The sequence below is a fragment of the Blautia massiliensis (ex Durand et al. 2017) genome (assembly GCF_051861785.1).
GTDB lineage: Bacteria > Bacillota > Clostridia > Lachnospirales > Lachnospiraceae > Blautia_A > Blautia_A luti_A.
In genome coordinates this window covers 810,047-824,046 of the sequence record NZ_CP146725.1, presented here as the reverse complement: position 1 = coordinate 824,046, position 14,000 = coordinate 810,047, and the positions used below count along the sequence as shown (strand labels likewise).

Below are 14,000 nucleotides of genomic sequence, written 5' to 3'. Positions count from 1 at the left end.
TGTAACAGAAATAGGAGAAGATAACATCTAAAAAAATCACCTTTTTTCTAAAAAAAATACTCTATGCAAATGGTTATATCATAGTAATATAATAGTATAGGAAGAGAAAAGAGGTGAAAAAACGATGACAGTAAGAAAAGTACAGTTTGAGAGCATGGATGAAGTGAACCGTTTTCTTGATGTGACAGAGCATTTTCCGTTTGCAGTGGATCTGAAAAGGGGAAGCAGAACAGTAAATGGCAAATCCATTCTTGGAGTTGCATCCATTGGCCTTGGCAGAGAGATGGATTTTTGTGCACATGTGCCGGAGCTTGCGCCGGAGATCACATCCAGTCTTGGTTTTTGCATGAGGTAGGTTTAAGAGGGGAAAAAATAAATAATGGTTGATCGATGGTGAATGAGGGTATCGTAAGGTCGCAGAGGCGATGGTCGGTATCCTCATTTTTTTATAGATGACAAAGGTAAGTATTTAGAAAAAAATCTAAATACTTATTGACTGGGAAATCCGAAAATGTTATATTCTATTTAGAAATATTTCTAAATACTATCCAAAAGGAGGAAGATATACACGATGGCGTTTGCGGAAACCTTCAAGGCGCTTTCGGATCCTGTGCGGAGAGAAATCCTGCAGCTTCTGAAAAACGGGAAAATGTCAGCCGGTGAGATCGTAGGACATTTTGACATGACAGGCGCAACCATATCCTATCATCTGAAAATTTTGAAGAAAGCAGATCTTGTGTGGGAGACGAAGGTGAAGAATTTCGTGTATTACGAACTGAATACCACAGTTGTTGATGAGCTGCTTCTGTGGCTCAGTGATCTGAAAGGGGGAAAGAATGATGAAAGTTGAAGAAAGAAAAGAGTTTCTGAAGGAATATAAAATGTCCCTGATCTCCGGGAGTATCCTTACGATCTCACCGTCACTGGCAGGGATCCTGCTGTGGAACCGTCTGCCGGAGAAGATCGCAACACATTTTGATCAGCATAATCTGGCCAACGGCTGGAGCAGCAAGCCGATGGCAGTTTTTGGAATTCCGTTTCTGCTTTTGCTGATCCATCTGTTTTGCGTGTTTTTTACAGCCAATGATCCAAAGAGAAAAAATATCAACAGGCGTATTTTTACCATGGTCCTGTGGCTGGTTCCGGTGGTGTCTGTGATCACCTGCATGTCAATCTATGGTCTTGCTCTGGGTATGGACATTGATATAGGTGTGATCGTGAATATCATGGTGGGGAGCATGTTTATCATTCTCGGAAATTACGTTCATAAGGTGAAACAGAATTATACAGTGGGAGTGAAGCTTCCCTGGACCTTGAACAGCGAGGAGAACTGGAACCGTACCAACCGTATGACAGGCTGGATACTGATCCTGTCAGGGCTGCTTTTTCTTATGAATTCGCTGCTCCTGAAAACGGAAATTGTTTTTGCGGTAATTTTGCTGGCCATCCTTGTGCCAATGATCTATTCATTTATTCTTTATAAAAAGGGAATCTGAGAAAATAATTTCGGACCGTCACTGTCAGAAAAAAGGCAGTGGCGGCTTCTTTTTTATCAAAAAATAATGTTCAAACAAAGCGGTACGTGATATGATAATGTCATACAAAAGCATTTCCTCGAACACTATAAACAGACAGCAGACAGGAGGGATCATTATGACAGAATTAAGCCGTTTTCAAAAAGATGTGGAAGTTGCTGCCACTGCTCTTGAAATGAGGGCAGAGAACGAGGATGCCAAAGAAGAGGCCATTCATCTTTACCGGAAATTCGGAAGTACCAAGCAGGAGCCGCTGCGGCTGGCAGCTGCCCTGCGGGGATATTTTCTGGAGGAAGGTGTGGAGGAAGAGGAACGCGCGCATTATGGAGCATATCTTAAGAAAAGGATCCGTCCGGCTGTGGAACGCCTGATCCTGGAAGATGAATGGGAAAAGATCGAGAAGCTTTATGGGAACGAATGGTTTGGGGAACAGGAGCTGGAGGTGTTCCTGAAACTGGCTGAAGAGTGGAGGAGACCTGCAGCGCTGATGGGACTTCTCCATTTGAAAAAAGCAAATTATGGATTTAAAGAGAAGAAATTCGAGCTGTGATTTTTTCAGGAAATCGGGAATGGAGGCGGATTCGGTGGAACGGAGGCAGGAAGAGCTTGGAATACATATCCTGGAAAATATAAGGAACGAACTGTACTACTATTTTCCATATCTGGACGGTGCTTTTGCCTGCATTTCCGGGAAGGGCTCAGAGCAGACCGGAACCATTGGAACAGATGGAGTTTTTTTTCTTTTTTCCCCGGAATATCTTCTGAAGCTTTATGTAAAAAAGCCGGAGGCAGTGCGAAGAGGTTATCTGCATATGCTGCTGCACTGTCTGTATCTGCACCTTTTTCGGGAGAAGCAGGAGGACAGACGCTTATGGAACCTGGCCTGTGATATTGCGGTGGAACAGATCATTTCCAGGGAAAAGATCCTGATTCTGGAGACAGGCGGCGATGCGAAAAAAATCCGTGAAAAGGTTTTTCATATTCTGGGAGACAGGTCGGATTCCGCAGAAAAGATATGCCGGAAGCTGAAGGAACAGGCTTTTCCGTTTCACCTGGAAGAACTGGAGGAAGCCTTTCATTTTGATGACCACACCCTGTGGGATATCTGCACAGGAGAAAAGGGAAAAAGAACAAAGGAAAAATGGAACAAGCTTCTTTCCTATACTGCCGCAAACCGTCAGGATCACCGGAAACGGCGGGGAAGCCAGAAAGGGGACCAGAAGGAAGAGGCAGGAACGGTAAGCTCCGGAAGGTACGATTACAAAAAATTTCTCCGTCAGTTTTCTGTGCTGCGGGAAGAGGTGGAGCTGGATACGGAAAGCTTTGATTATATTTTTTATAATTACGGGATGGAGCATTATGGAAATCTTCCGCTGATCGAGCCGCTGGAATATAAGGAAGTGAACCGTCTGGAGGAGCTGGTGATCGCCATTGATACTTCCGGCTCCTGTGATGGAGAGACTGTGCGGAGATTCCTTGGAGAAACGTATTCCATTCTCAGTGAAAAAGAGAATTTTTTCCATAAAATGAAGGTGTACCTGATCCAGTGTGACTGCTGTATCCAGGATGTTAAGGTGATCCATTCCGAGGAAGAATGGAAGGAATACAGCAAAAATATCACCATACAGGGCCGGGGCGGAACAGATTTCCGGCCGGTGTTCCGGTATGTGAAGGAGCAGCAGGAGAAAAAAGAAATCCGCAGTCTTAAGGCTCTGATCTATTTTACAGACGGGGACGGGATATATCCAGGAAGCAAACCGGATTATGAAACGGCCTTTGTATTTTTACATAAAACAGAAAAAATGGGGCTTGTTCCGCCCTGGGCGATCCGGCTTGTGGCAGAGCAGGAAGGAGTGCGTTACAGAACATGAACATAAAAGAGGCAAAAGAAGAGATCAAACATACCTTACTGGCTTACAACCGGAAGGATGCAGCCGGGCGCTATACATTTCCCAAACTCCGACAGCGTCCCATCCTGCTTATGGGGCCTCCAGGAATCGGGAAAACAGCGATCATGGAGCAGGTGGCAGAGGAATGTAATGTAGGTCTGGTAGCCTATACCATTACCCATCATACAAGACAGAGTGCGGTAGGACTGCCAAGGATCGTGACCCGGTGCTACAACGGAAAAGAGGTCAGCATCACAGAGTATACCTTAAGCGAGATCATTGCTTCTGTGTATGATTGTATGGAACGTACCGGAAAGAAGGAGGGAATCCTGTTTATCGATGAGATCAACTGTGTCTCCGAGACACTTGCGCCTACCATGCTGCAGTTCCTTCAGAACAAGACCTTCGGAAGCCACAGCGTGCCGGAAGGATGGCTGATCGCGGCAGCAGGAAATCCTCCGGAATATAATAAATCAGTCCGGGAGTTTGATATTGTAACACTGGACCGTGTGCGGAGGATGGATATTGAGGCAGATCTTGAGGTGTGGATGGAGTATGCCTGGAAAAAGGAGATCCACGGATCGATCCTGGCTTATCTCGGTATGAAAAAGGATCATTTTTATTCTGTGGAGAATACAGTGGACGGGAAATTCTTCGTGACAGCAAGAGGCTGGGAAGACCTGTCTGAGATCCTGAAGGCTTATGAGGAGCTGGGTGTGGAGATCACAGAGAATCTGGTCGGGGAGTATTTATGCAGAGAGGAGATCGCAAGAAGCTTTTTTGCCAGCTATCAGCTGTACCGGAAGTACGGAGAGGACTATGGCCTGGGACGCCTGCTTTCCGGAGAGATGCCGGAGGAGGAACAGCAGAAGAAGGTAAAAATGGCGAAGGATGCTTCCTTTGAGGAACGCTTCCTTGTGACAGGGCTTCTGCTTGACGGTCTGAACGGAAGTTTTCTGACCTATGAGAAGATGGATGGTGAGACAGGCGCTGTTTATCAGGAACTTCTGCATCTGAAAGCTTTTCTTCAGGATAAAAAGGACATGACAGCGCTGGATGAATTTACAGATATGAAGAAGAAAAGTCTGGCTGTCCGTCTGGAGGCGGAGCTTCTTACCGCAGATCAGCAGACTACGGAAGAGCTTGTGATCCGCACTCTGGAGGAATTCAGCCTTACTATCCGAAAGGAGCATGTCACAGAAACAGAGGCTGGCTTTGAACGGATCCGGCAGCTTTTTACGGAAATGGCGGAGAAGAGAAAGGCCTGTGCGAAAAAGATCAGCGGGGAGCTGGAACAGGCATTTACATTTATGAAGGAATGCTTCGGGGACGGACAGGAAACGGTGCTTTTTGTCACCGGACTGACCCGGAACAGTCATGCGGCGGCCTTTATCCGGGAGTATGGCTGTGATCCTTATTTTGCCTGCAGTGAGAAGCTTCTTTACCGGAAACAGGAGAAAAAGCTTCAGGAGGAATGTGCATCACTATTAGAAATATGAATGATCCCTTAACGAATACTTATGACTGAAAGGGGCCTGATATCTTGACAGGAGGGCTTGTGAGGTGATACGGTAACGGTGTCGAAAACAAAAATCAAATAACCGAATGATGAGGTGTGAGAACATGCAGGAATTAAAACCAATCAAAGAAGGTAAAGTACGTGAGATCTATGACAATGGAGACAGTCTGATCATGGTTGCAACAGACCGTATCAGCTGCTTTGACGTAATTCTGAATAACGAAGTTACAAAGAAAGGTGCTGTACTGACCCAGATGTCCAAATTCTGGTTTGACATGACTGAGGACATTCTTCCGAACCACATGATCTCTGTAGATACCAAGGATATGCCGGAGTTTTTTCAGCAGGAGAAATTCGAAGGAAAATCCATGATGTGCCGTAAACTGAACATGCTGCCGATTGAGTGTATCGTACGTGGATACATCACAGGAAGCGGCTGGGCAAGCTACAAGGAGAACGGCACTGTATGCGGCATCAAGCTTCCGGAGGGACTGAAGGAATCCGACAAGCTGCCTGAACCGATCTACACACCATCTACCAAGGCTGAGATCGGTGATCACGATGAGAATATTTCCTTTGAGCAGAGTATCGATCATCTTGAGAAATACTTCCCGGGAAAAGGACGCGAGTATGCAGAAAAGCTTCGTGACAACACCATTGCTCTTTACAAAAAATGTGCAGAGTATGCACTCAGCAAGGGAATCATCATTGCAGATACAAAATTCGAGTTTGGTCTTGATGAGGACGGAAACATGGTCATCGGTGATGAGATGCTGACACCGGACAGCTCCCGTTTCTGGCCGGCAGAAGGCTATGAACCAGGACATGGTCAGCCATCCTTTGACAAACAGTTTGCACGTGACTGGCTGAAAGCCAATCCGGACAACGACTGGACACTTCCGCAGGAGATCGTTGACAAGACTATCGAGAAATATCTCCAGGCATACAAAATGCTTACAGGAAAAGAACTGGCCTGAAAATAACAGCAGCTCTGAAATAGAACATACCTTACAAGCCGCTTCGGATGCCCATTCCGAGGCGGCTTCTTTCTGTATAAAACAGGACAAAAACAAAACGGTTGCAAGAAAACGGAGGGATATTTATAATAAATACAGAAACCAGATGATCCTGACAGATTTAAAGGAGTGTGATTATGAGCAGGAAAAACAAGGTGAAAAAGAAAAAAACAGTTGGAGATCATATTCTGACGATCGTTCTGATCGTGGCAATCTGTATTTTCTGTTATGCAGCTTTTAACCTTTATCATATTTATACAGAATATAAAAAAGGAACCGATGAATATAACAGCATTTCCGAAATGGCAGTGACAGAACGTGATCCGGACCAGGTGGAAGAGATGAATCAGCCGGATGAACAGCCTGTAGCACCTGTGCGTGTTGATTTTGATTCTCTCAGGAGTATCAATGAGGATGTGATCGGCTGGATCTATATGGAGGCATTGCCTGAGATCAGTTATCCGGTGGTACAGGGAGAGGATAATAATTTTTATCTGCACCAGACATATGAGAAAAATTATAATTTTGCGGGAACGATCTTTATTGATTATGAGAACAGAAGGGATTTCAGCGATTGTAATACCCTGGTGTACGGACACAACATGAAGAATGGTTCCATGTTTGGAATGTTGAAAAAATACAGAGCTGATGAGACGCTTTACAATGCCAGCAAATATTTCTGGATCCTCACACCGGAAAAAGATTACCGGTATGAGATCATTGCAGCGTATACGACTTCTGTGAACAGCGATACGTATACCTTATTTAAGGGACCTGGCAAAGAGTTTCTGGAATATGAGAAAAAAATGTTCCAGAATTCGGAGATCAGAACAGATGCCACTGCAAGTGAAGCCAATGTGAAGGATAAGATCGTTACATTATCAACCTGTACCGGCAATCAGGCAACACGTTTTGTGGTACAGGGAAAAAGAGTGAATGCGGTGAACCCACAGTAGAGCTTTTGCGGATAAGTTTGGGAGGAAATGATATGGGAAATGAGATAGAAAAATTACAAAAGATCATTGATGAGAGCAGAAATATTGTATTTTTCGGCGGTGCAGGTGTTTCAACAGAAAGCGGGATCCCGGATTTTCGAAGCCAGGACGGACTGTATAACCAGAAATATGATTACCCGCCGGAAACAATCTTAAGCCATACATTTTTTATGCGAAAACCTGAGGAATTCTTTAAATTTTACAGAGATAAGATGCTTTGTGATACTGCAAAGCCGAATGCGGCACATCTGAAGCTGGCGGAGATGGAGAAAACAGGAAAGCTGAAGGCTGTGATCACTCAGAATATCGATAATCTTCACCAGATGGCAGGAAGTAAAAAGGTCCTGGAGCTTCACGGAAGCGTTTACCGAAATCATTGTGTGAAATGCGGGAAATTCTATGATTTTAAATATATGAAGGAATCGAAAGGTGTTCCGCGGTGTAGCTGCGGTGGCATGATTAAGCCGGATGTGGTCCTTTATGAGGAAGGGCTGGATGACTATACGATCCAGGAATCAGTAAGAGTGATCTCGGAGGCGGAGGTGCTGATCATCGGGGGAACTTCTCTGGCGGTATATCCGGCAGCAGGCCTGATCGATTATTTCCGGGGAAATCATCTGGTGGTGGTCAACAAGGCACCGACACCGAGGGATAAATATGCGGATCTTCTTATTAAAGAACCAATCGGGCAGGTGTTTTCTCAGATAAGAGTCTGAAAATATGGGAACCTGGGATGATCTGCAAAAATAAAAATGAGGAGTAACAAATGGGATTAAATTATGAAGTTGGAGATATTGTCACACTGAAGAAGGCTCATCCCTGTGGCAGTAAAGAATGGGAGATCCTTCGCGTAGGAGCGGATTTCCGCCTGAAATGCAAGGGCTGCGGACATCAGATCATGGTGGCGCGTAAGCTGGTTGAGAAAAATACACGAGATTTGAAAAAAATTGAAAAAAATTAAATTTATGCTTTACATCACGGGAGAGATGTGTTAAAATCAACAACCGTGATATATTTCATATCCTTGCTCTTTGACAGGCAAAGGGCCAAAAGACCATAAGGAGGTTAAGACAAGCATGAACAAGTACGAGTTAGCATTAGTTGTGAGCGCTAAGCTTGAGGACGAAGCACGTGACGCTGTAGTTGAGAAAGCAAAAGGCTACATCACACGTTACAACGGCGTGATCACAGAAGTTGAAGAATGGGGTAAGAAGAAATTAGCTTACGAGATTCAGAAAATGCATGAAGGCTTCTACTATTTTATTCAGTTTGAAGCAGATTCTCAGTGCCCGGCGGAGATCGAGAGACATGTCCGCATCATGGACAATGTATTAAGATACCTGGTTGTCAAGAAAGAGGCATAATTTTTGCAGCGGATTTTCGAAAACACCATTAAGAACCTGTTCAGTTAAGTGAAATCATAAGAGAGGTAGAACGATGAACAAAGTAATATTAATGGGACGCTTGACAAGAGATCCTGAGGTAAGATATTCCGCAGGAGAAAATGCCCTGGCAATCGCCAGATATACACTGGCAGTTGATCGCAGATTCCGTCGTGACGGAGAGGCAAGTGCTGATTTTATCAGCTGTGTTTCTTTCGGACGTACAGCAGAATTTGCGGAAAAGTATTTCAGACAGGGACTGAAAATTGCAGTTACGGGACGTATCCAGACAGGAAGCTATACGAACCGTGAGGGACAGAAGGTTTATACGACAGAGGTTGTTGTTGAGGATCAGGAATTTGCTGAGAGCAAAGCATCAAGCGACAGCTATGCAGCAGCTCATCCGAGAACAGAGGCAGCACCTGCAACGTCTATGCCGAGTCCGAGCGCAGCAAGCGCCGACGGCTTCATGAACATTCCAGATGGAATTGATGAGGAGCTGCCGTTCAATTAGAACATCTGATCAAGACAGATGAGACGAATAAGATAGGAGGAAACAATCATGGCTTACAATAGAGGCGAGAGACCAGATTCTCCGATGAAGAGAAGAGGCGGACGCAGAAGAAAAAAAGTTTGTGTATTCTGCGGTAAAGAGAATAACGAGATCGATTACAAGGATGTAGCAAAGTTAAGAAAGTATGTTTCCGAGAGAGGTAAAATTCTCCCGAGAAGAATTACAGGTAACTGTGCGAAACATCAGAGAGCACTGACAGTTGCTGTTAAGAGAGCACGTCATATGTCCCTGATGCCATATGTTCAGGACTAATTCTGATCTTATACGGGGTCGTTGCGAAACAGATGAGCAGTCATCTGGAGGCAGCGGTCCTGTTTTTTTATGAGCAAAACAGATTTTATCATTGCTATGGAATTATAATAAGAAATCTGGTATAATGTTAAATAACTTGTGGGTTAAATTACATTAAGAACAGGAAAAAGCAATGAACAACAAAGTTAAATTCAATGGGCCTATGAAACACTTCATGCGCTGGCCGCTGTACCTTTCGGTCCTGGTCGTGCTGCTGGACCTGCTGGTGTTTATTGTAAGTGTAAAGGCCGGAATTCTGGTGTCTGTAGGTACTGTGATCTATATTTTTATCGCAGTACAGCTTTTTCGATATCACAAACCGCTGATCATCAATGATATGATTGCATTTGCAAATCAGTATGATGTGGTAGAAAAGCGGATGCTGGAAGAACTGGCGCTTCCTTATGCCATTATGGATATGGAAGGCCGCATGATCTGGTCCAACCGTATTTTTTCAGAGATCACGGGGAGAGATCAGTTTTATAAAAAAAATATCAGCACAGTTTTTCCGGATATTACTCCGGACAAGCTTCCTGTAGCCGATGAACCGGAAATTTCCGAGATGAGTATACATTTCGGGGATCGGATCTATCGGGTTTCCATGCAGCGGGTGACTATGGGTGAAGTAGTCAGCCATGCGGATATTCTGGAGAATATGTCCCAGAATGTCAGTCTGATCGCCATGTATCTTTATGATGAAACAGAGCTTAAGGAATACATCCAGAAAAATGAGGATAACAAGCTTGTTGTAGCACTGGCTTATCTGGATAATTATGAAGAAGCACTGGAGAGCGTGGAGGATGTGAGAAGATCTCTGCTTATCGCACTGATCGACCGAAAGATCACCAAGTATTTTTACAACTTTGACGGCCTTGTGAAGAAACTGGAGAAAGATAAATATCTTCTGATCATGCGCCAGAGTTCACTGGAAACACTGAAGGAACAGCGTTTTCATATCCTGGATGAGGTTAAGACGGTTAACATCGGAAATGAAATGGCTGTGACATTAAGTATCGGAATCGGTCTGAATGCTTCTACGTATATCCAGAATTACGAATATGCCAGAATTGCCATTGAGATGGCACTGGGCCGTGGCGGTGATCAGGTAGTGATCAAAAATGAAAATAATATTACCTACATTGGCGGCAAGGCACAGCAGATGGAGAAATCAACCCGAGTGAAGGCACGAGTGAAGGCTCAGGCTCTGAAGGAATTTATGAGCACCAAGGATCGAGTGGTGGTTATGGGACACAAGATCACAGATGTGGATGCTCTGGGAGCTGGGATCGGTATTTACCGTGCCGGTAAGACTCTTGGTAAGCCGGTGCATATTGTGATCAATGATCCGACCACATCCATTCGGCCGCTGATGAGTGGATTTATGGAGAATTCGGATTATGAGCCGTCCATGTTTGTGGACAGTAATCAGGCCAAAGAACTGGTGGATAACAATACGGTAGTAATTGTGGTGGATACCAACAAGCCAAGCTATACCGAATGCCAGGATCTTCTCTATATGACAAAGACCATTGTGGTATTGGATCATCACCGCCGCGGCAGCGAGGTGATCCAGAATGCAGTTCTGTCCTATGTGGAGCCATATGCATCCTCAAGCTGCGAGATGATCGCAGAGATCCTGCAGTATTTTGCAGACGGGCTGAAGCTTCGCAGTATTGAGGCGGACTGTATTTATGCGGGTATCATGATCGATACCAACAACTTTACAACAAGAGCGGGTGTGCGTACCTTTGAGGCAGCAGCATTCCTGCGCAGATGCGGAGCAGATGTGACACGTGTACGTAAGATGCTCCGGGATAATATTGATTCCTATAAGGCGAGAGCGGAGGCAGTTCGTACTGCGGAGATCTACAGAGATTATTTTGCCATTGCAAGATGTCCGAGTGAAGGTCTGGAAAGTCCTACCGTTGTAGGAGCACAGGCGGCCAATGAGCTGCTCAATATCGCAGGAGTCAAGGCATCTTTTGTTCTTACCAGCTATAATAATGAGGTTTACATCAGTGCCAGAGCCATTGATGAAGTGAATGTACAGGTCATGATGGAACGGATGGGCGGCGGCGGACATCTGAATATTGCCGGTGCACAGGTGAAAGACACCTTGGATGAGACCGAAAGAATGCTGAAAGAAATTATAGACCAGTTATATCAGGAAGGGGACAAATAGAAATGAAAGTAATTCTTCTGGAAGATGTTAAATCCCTGGGTAAAAAGGGACAGATCGTAAATGTAAGTGACGGATATGCAAGAAACATGATCCTGCCAAAAAAGCTTGGTGTTGAAGCTACATCCAAGAATCTCAATGACCTGAAACTCCGTAAGGCAAATGAAGAAAAGGTTGCCCAGGAAAACCTGGACGCTGCCAAGGCATTTGCAGAGGAGCTTTCCACAAAGGAGGTTATCCTTACTCTGAAGGTAGGTGAAGGCGGAAGAACATTCGGTTCTGTATCCTCAAAAGAAATCTCAGAGGCAGCCAAAAAACAGCTGAATCTTGATATCGATAAGAAAAAGCTCCAGCTGGAGAATCCAATCCGTAACCTGGGTGTTACCAATGTTCCGGTACGACTTCATCCGAAGGTAACCGGAAGTCTCAAAGTCTGGGTAAAAGAGGCGTAATCAATGGAAGAAGCACTGATCAAGAGGATTCTGCCTCACAGCATTGAGGCAGAGCAGTCAGTGATCGGATCCATGATCCTGGATCGTGATGCGATCCTGGTGGCTTCCGAGATCCTGACCAGTGATGATTTTTATCAAAAACAATATGGCATCATTTTTGATGCCATGGTGGAGCTCTGTAATGAAGGACAGCCGGTAGATCTGATCACTCTGCAGAATCGTCTCAGGGAGAAAGAGCTTCCGCCGGACATCAGCAGTATGGAATATGTCCGTGATCTGATCGCAGCAGTTCCTACATCAGCCAATGTGAAATATTATGCCAATATCGTAAGCGAAAAGGCAGTTCTCCGTCGGCTGATACGGACTACGGAAGAAGTTGCCAATGCCTGTTATCTGGAAAAGGACAGTACGGAAACCATACTTGAGGAATCCGAGAAAAAGCTGTTTAATATTTTGCAGAGAACAAATGGCAGCGATTATGTGCCGATCCAGCAGGTTGTGTTGAATGCAGTCAGCAATATTGAGAAGGCTTCCAAGCTGAAGGGCTCCGTTACCGGGATCCCGACCGGATTTGTGGATCTGGATTATAAGACTTCCGGTATGCACGCGTCCGATCTTGTACTGATCGCAGCCCGACCTTCCATGGGAAAAACTGCCTTTGTATTGAATATTGCCCAGTATATGGCGTTTCGTAAAGATGTGACCGTGGCTATTTTCAGTCTGGAGATGTCCAAGGAGCAGCTGGTAAACCGTCTTCTTGCTATGGAATCTCACGTGGATTCCCAGAATCTCCGTACCGGAAATCTGAAAGATGAGGACTGGACGAAGCTGGTAGAAGGAGCGGATATTATCGGTGGCTCCAATCTTATTATTGATGATACACCTGGAATCTCCATTGCGGAGCTCCGTTCCAAATGCAGAAAATATAAGCTTGAGCATAATCTGGGGATCATCATGATCGATTATCTTCAGCTGATGAGCGGAAGTGGAAAATCGGATTCCAGACAGCAGGAAATTTCAGATATTTCACGATCGCTGAAAGCGTTGGCAAGAGAGATCGATGTACCGGTAATTGCGTTATCACAGCTTAGCCGTGCAGTGGAACAGAGACCGGATCACAGGCCAATGCTTTCGGATCTTCGAGAGTCCGGAGCTATTGAGCAGGATGCGGATGTGGTCATGTTTATCTATCGAGATGATTATTATCACAAAGATACCGAGAAGAAAGACATTGCGGAAATTATCATAGCCAAGCAGAGAAACGGTCCTATCGGAACTGTGGAGCTGGTATGGCTGCCGAGATATACCCAGTTTGTAAATATGAAAAAATAGAGCCGTGCAGACGGTAAATGAAAGGCTGTCAGGATGAAAGCTTACAGTTATCCTGATGGCTTTTTGTATTTTTGTCTGTGTGATCGTGGAGTTCGGGATGCTATGGATATAGGCAAAGAGTCATATTTGGTAAAATTATGTCAACCGATTATTCTTGCTATTTCCTGATCTCAGGGGTTATACTGTAGACAGCAGCAGTGAATCTCTATATAAGGGGGCGTTCACAATGGAAAAAAGATATACAGTCAGACAGGCCGTAACACTGACCGGAGTGAAATCTTATGTCCTGCGTTACTGGGAGGAAGAACTGGAGCTTCGGATCGGACGCAATGAACTGGGACATCGCTATTATACACCGTTTGATATCCAGCTTTTTCTTAAAATAAATGAGCTGAAAAGTAAAGGACTTCAGTTGAAAGCAATCCGTACACTGATCCCACCGGAGGTAAGAAAGACAGATACACCGGATTTTTCAGAATCTGGTATCAGGATCCTGGATGGAGAAGCTGTTGAGCTTGAAGATATCCCAATGAAAAAAACGGGATCTGAAAAGGAATTCATGGAAAAAACGGAATCCGGGAATACAGAGAAGTGCGGAGCAGATAACGATAAGATACTGGAGTTTCAGGAAATCATGGAACGCCTGATCCGTGAGGAAATGCAGAGAAAGAAAGAAGGAGAGTACCGGTGTCGTTCTCTGGATGAAGCGATCCGCAGGCAGCAGCAGGCAAGAAGAGAAGCGGCAGCTTCCTGTGAGGGAAAAAAGAATAAAAAAAACAGAAAAGGCTGCCGGTAAACCGGCAGCCTCATTCATTATAGCAGCTTATCAAGCTAAT

Annotated in this window: 17 protein-coding genes; all 17 read left to right on the top strand. The window is 44.9% G+C overall.

Going from position 1 to position 14,000, the window contains the following annotated elements; translation table 11 throughout:
• Positions 1 to 124: 124 nt before the first annotated feature.
• The 17 genes from V9W66_RS04025 to V9W66_RS03945 all read left to right on the top strand — a co-directional run bounded on the left by V9W66_RS04025 (position 125) and on the right by V9W66_RS03945 (position 13,960).
• A complete protein-coding gene (locus tag V9W66_RS04025) occupies positions 125 to 355 on the top strand; it encodes an HPr family phosphocarrier protein (protein ID WP_110103223.1) in 231 nt (76 codons plus the stop codon).
• 216 nt (positions 356 to 571) lie between these two features.
• On the top strand, positions 572 to 850 hold the full coding sequence (locus V9W66_RS04020) for an autorepressor SdpR family transcription factor (RefSeq protein WP_144092383.1): 279 nt from the start codon (positions 572 to 574) through the stop codon (positions 848 to 850).
• Entirely contained in the window at positions 837 to 1,496 is a 660-nt protein-coding gene (locus V9W66_RS04015; RefSeq protein WP_330575191.1) for an SdpI family protein, read from the top strand. Before V9W66_RS04020 ends, V9W66_RS04015 begins: the two co-directional genes overlap by 14 nt.
• A 157-nt stretch (positions 1,497 to 1,653) precedes the next feature.
• Complete coding sequence (locus V9W66_RS04010; protein ID WP_144092385.1) at positions 1,654 to 2,085, top strand: hypothetical protein; 432 nt, start codon at positions 1,654 to 1,656, stop codon at positions 2,083 to 2,085.
• Between the two features lie 34 nt (positions 2,086 to 2,119).
• A complete protein-coding gene (locus tag V9W66_RS04005) occupies positions 2,120 to 3,406 on the top strand; it encodes a vWA domain-containing protein (protein ID WP_243121574.1) in 1,287 nt (428 codons plus the stop codon).
• Positions 3,403 to 4,923, top strand: coding sequence for an ATP-binding protein (locus tag V9W66_RS04000; RefSeq protein WP_144092389.1), 1,521 nt, complete (start codon positions 3,403 to 3,405; stop codon positions 4,921 to 4,923). Before V9W66_RS04005 ends, V9W66_RS04000 begins: the two co-directional genes overlap by 4 nt.
• Before the next feature lie 124 nt (positions 4,924 to 5,047).
• Positions 5,048 to 5,920 carry a phosphoribosylaminoimidazolesuccinocarboxamide synthase gene (locus tag V9W66_RS03995; protein ID WP_015527192.1) on the top strand — a complete coding sequence of 291 codons (873 nt, stop codon included), beginning with the start codon at positions 5,048 to 5,050 and terminating at the stop codon, positions 5,918 to 5,920.
• Between the two features lie 176 nt (positions 5,921 to 6,096).
• Positions 6,097 to 6,915, top strand: coding sequence for a class B sortase (gene srtB, locus V9W66_RS03990; protein WP_144092391.1), 819 nt, complete (start codon positions 6,097 to 6,099; stop codon positions 6,913 to 6,915).
• Between the two features lie 32 nt (positions 6,916 to 6,947).
• On the top strand, positions 6,948 to 7,670 hold the full coding sequence (locus V9W66_RS03985) for an NAD-dependent protein deacylase (RefSeq protein WP_144092393.1): 723 nt from the start codon (positions 6,948 to 6,950) through the stop codon (positions 7,668 to 7,670).
• A gap of 50 nt (positions 7,671 to 7,720) precedes the next feature.
• Complete coding sequence (locus V9W66_RS03980) at positions 7,721 to 7,915, top strand: DUF951 domain-containing protein (RefSeq protein ID WP_022426426.1); 195 nt, start codon at positions 7,721 to 7,723, stop codon at positions 7,913 to 7,915.
• Between the two features lie 115 nt (positions 7,916 to 8,030).
• Positions 8,031 to 8,318 carry a 30S ribosomal protein S6 gene (rpsF, locus tag V9W66_RS03975; protein WP_015527189.1) on the top strand — a complete coding sequence of 96 codons (288 nt, stop codon included), beginning with the start codon at positions 8,031 to 8,033 and terminating at the stop codon, positions 8,316 to 8,318.
• A gap of 73 nt (positions 8,319 to 8,391) precedes the next feature.
• A complete protein-coding gene (locus V9W66_RS03970; protein WP_015527188.1) occupies positions 8,392 to 8,850 on the top strand; it encodes a single-stranded DNA-binding protein in 459 nt (152 codons plus the stop codon).
• A 48-nt stretch (positions 8,851 to 8,898) separates the two neighbouring features.
• Positions 8,899 to 9,162 carry a 30S ribosomal protein S18 gene (rpsR, locus tag V9W66_RS03965; protein WP_021651398.1) on the top strand — a complete coding sequence of 88 codons (264 nt, stop codon included), beginning with the start codon at positions 8,899 to 8,901 and terminating at the stop codon, positions 9,160 to 9,162.
• 172 nt (positions 9,163 to 9,334) lie between these two features.
• Complete coding sequence (locus tag V9W66_RS03960) at positions 9,335 to 11,383, top strand: DHH family phosphoesterase (RefSeq protein WP_144092395.1); 2,049 nt, start codon at positions 9,335 to 9,337, stop codon at positions 11,381 to 11,383.
• Positions 11,384 to 11,385: 2 nt separating this feature from the next.
• Complete coding sequence (gene rplI, locus V9W66_RS03955; RefSeq protein ID WP_015527184.1) at positions 11,386 to 11,832, top strand: 50S ribosomal protein L9; 447 nt, start codon at positions 11,386 to 11,388, stop codon at positions 11,830 to 11,832.
• A gap of 3 nt (positions 11,833 to 11,835) precedes the next feature.
• The gene (gene dnaB / locus V9W66_RS03950; RefSeq protein WP_144092397.1) at positions 11,836 to 13,164 is read left to right on the top strand and encodes a replicative DNA helicase; all 1,329 of its coding nucleotides are present in this window, start codon (positions 11,836 to 11,838) and stop codon (positions 13,162 to 13,164) included.
• Positions 13,165 to 13,390: 226 nt separating this feature from the next.
• Positions 13,391 to 13,960: a MerR family transcriptional regulator gene (locus V9W66_RS03945; RefSeq protein ID WP_144092399.1), complete on the top strand. Its 570-nt coding sequence runs from the start codon at positions 13,391 to 13,393 to the stop codon at positions 13,958 to 13,960.
• Positions 13,961 to 14,000 lie beyond the last annotated feature (40 nt).

Coding starts and splice junctions, on each gene's coding strand:
- rpsR (WP_021651398.1), top strand. CDS start 8,899: ATGGCTTACAATAGAGGCGAGAGACCAGATTCTCCGATGAAGAGAAGA.
- V9W66_RS03970 (WP_015527188.1), top strand. CDS start 8,392: ATGAACAAAGTAATATTAATGGGACGCTTGACAAGAGATCCTGAGGTA.
- srtB (WP_144092391.1), top strand. CDS start 6,097: ATGAGCAGGAAAAACAAGGTGAAAAAGAAAAAAACAGTTGGAGATCAT.
- V9W66_RS03960 (WP_144092395.1), top strand. CDS start 9,335: ATGAACAACAAAGTTAAATTCAATGGGCCTATGAAACACTTCATGCGC.
- V9W66_RS04015 (WP_330575191.1), top strand. CDS start 837: ATGATGAAAGTTGAAGAAAGAAAAGAGTTTCTGAAGGAATATAAAATG.
- V9W66_RS03995 (WP_015527192.1), top strand. CDS start 5,048: ATGCAGGAATTAAAACCAATCAAAGAAGGTAAAGTACGTGAGATCTAT.
- rplI (WP_015527184.1), top strand. CDS start 11,386: ATGAAAGTAATTCTTCTGGAAGATGTTAAATCCCTGGGTAAAAAGGGA.
- V9W66_RS04010 (WP_144092385.1), top strand. CDS start 1,654: ATGACAGAATTAAGCCGTTTTCAAAAAGATGTGGAAGTTGCTGCCACT.
- V9W66_RS04020 (WP_144092383.1), top strand. CDS start 572: ATGGCGTTTGCGGAAACCTTCAAGGCGCTTTCGGATCCTGTGCGGAGA.
- V9W66_RS03945 (WP_144092399.1), top strand. CDS start 13,391: ATGGAAAAAAGATATACAGTCAGACAGGCCGTAACACTGACCGGAGTG.
- dnaB (WP_144092397.1), top strand. CDS start 11,836: ATGGAAGAAGCACTGATCAAGAGGATTCTGCCTCACAGCATTGAGGCA.
- V9W66_RS04000 (WP_144092389.1), top strand. CDS start 3,403: ATGAACATAAAAGAGGCAAAAGAAGAGATCAAACATACCTTACTGGCT.
- V9W66_RS04025 (WP_110103223.1), top strand. CDS start 125: ATGACAGTAAGAAAAGTACAGTTTGAGAGCATGGATGAAGTGAACCGT.
- V9W66_RS03985 (WP_144092393.1), top strand. CDS start 6,948: ATGGGAAATGAGATAGAAAAATTACAAAAGATCATTGATGAGAGCAGA.
- V9W66_RS03980 (WP_022426426.1), top strand. CDS start 7,721: ATGGGATTAAATTATGAAGTTGGAGATATTGTCACACTGAAGAAGGCT.
- rpsF (WP_015527189.1), top strand. CDS start 8,031: ATGAACAAGTACGAGTTAGCATTAGTTGTGAGCGCTAAGCTTGAGGAC.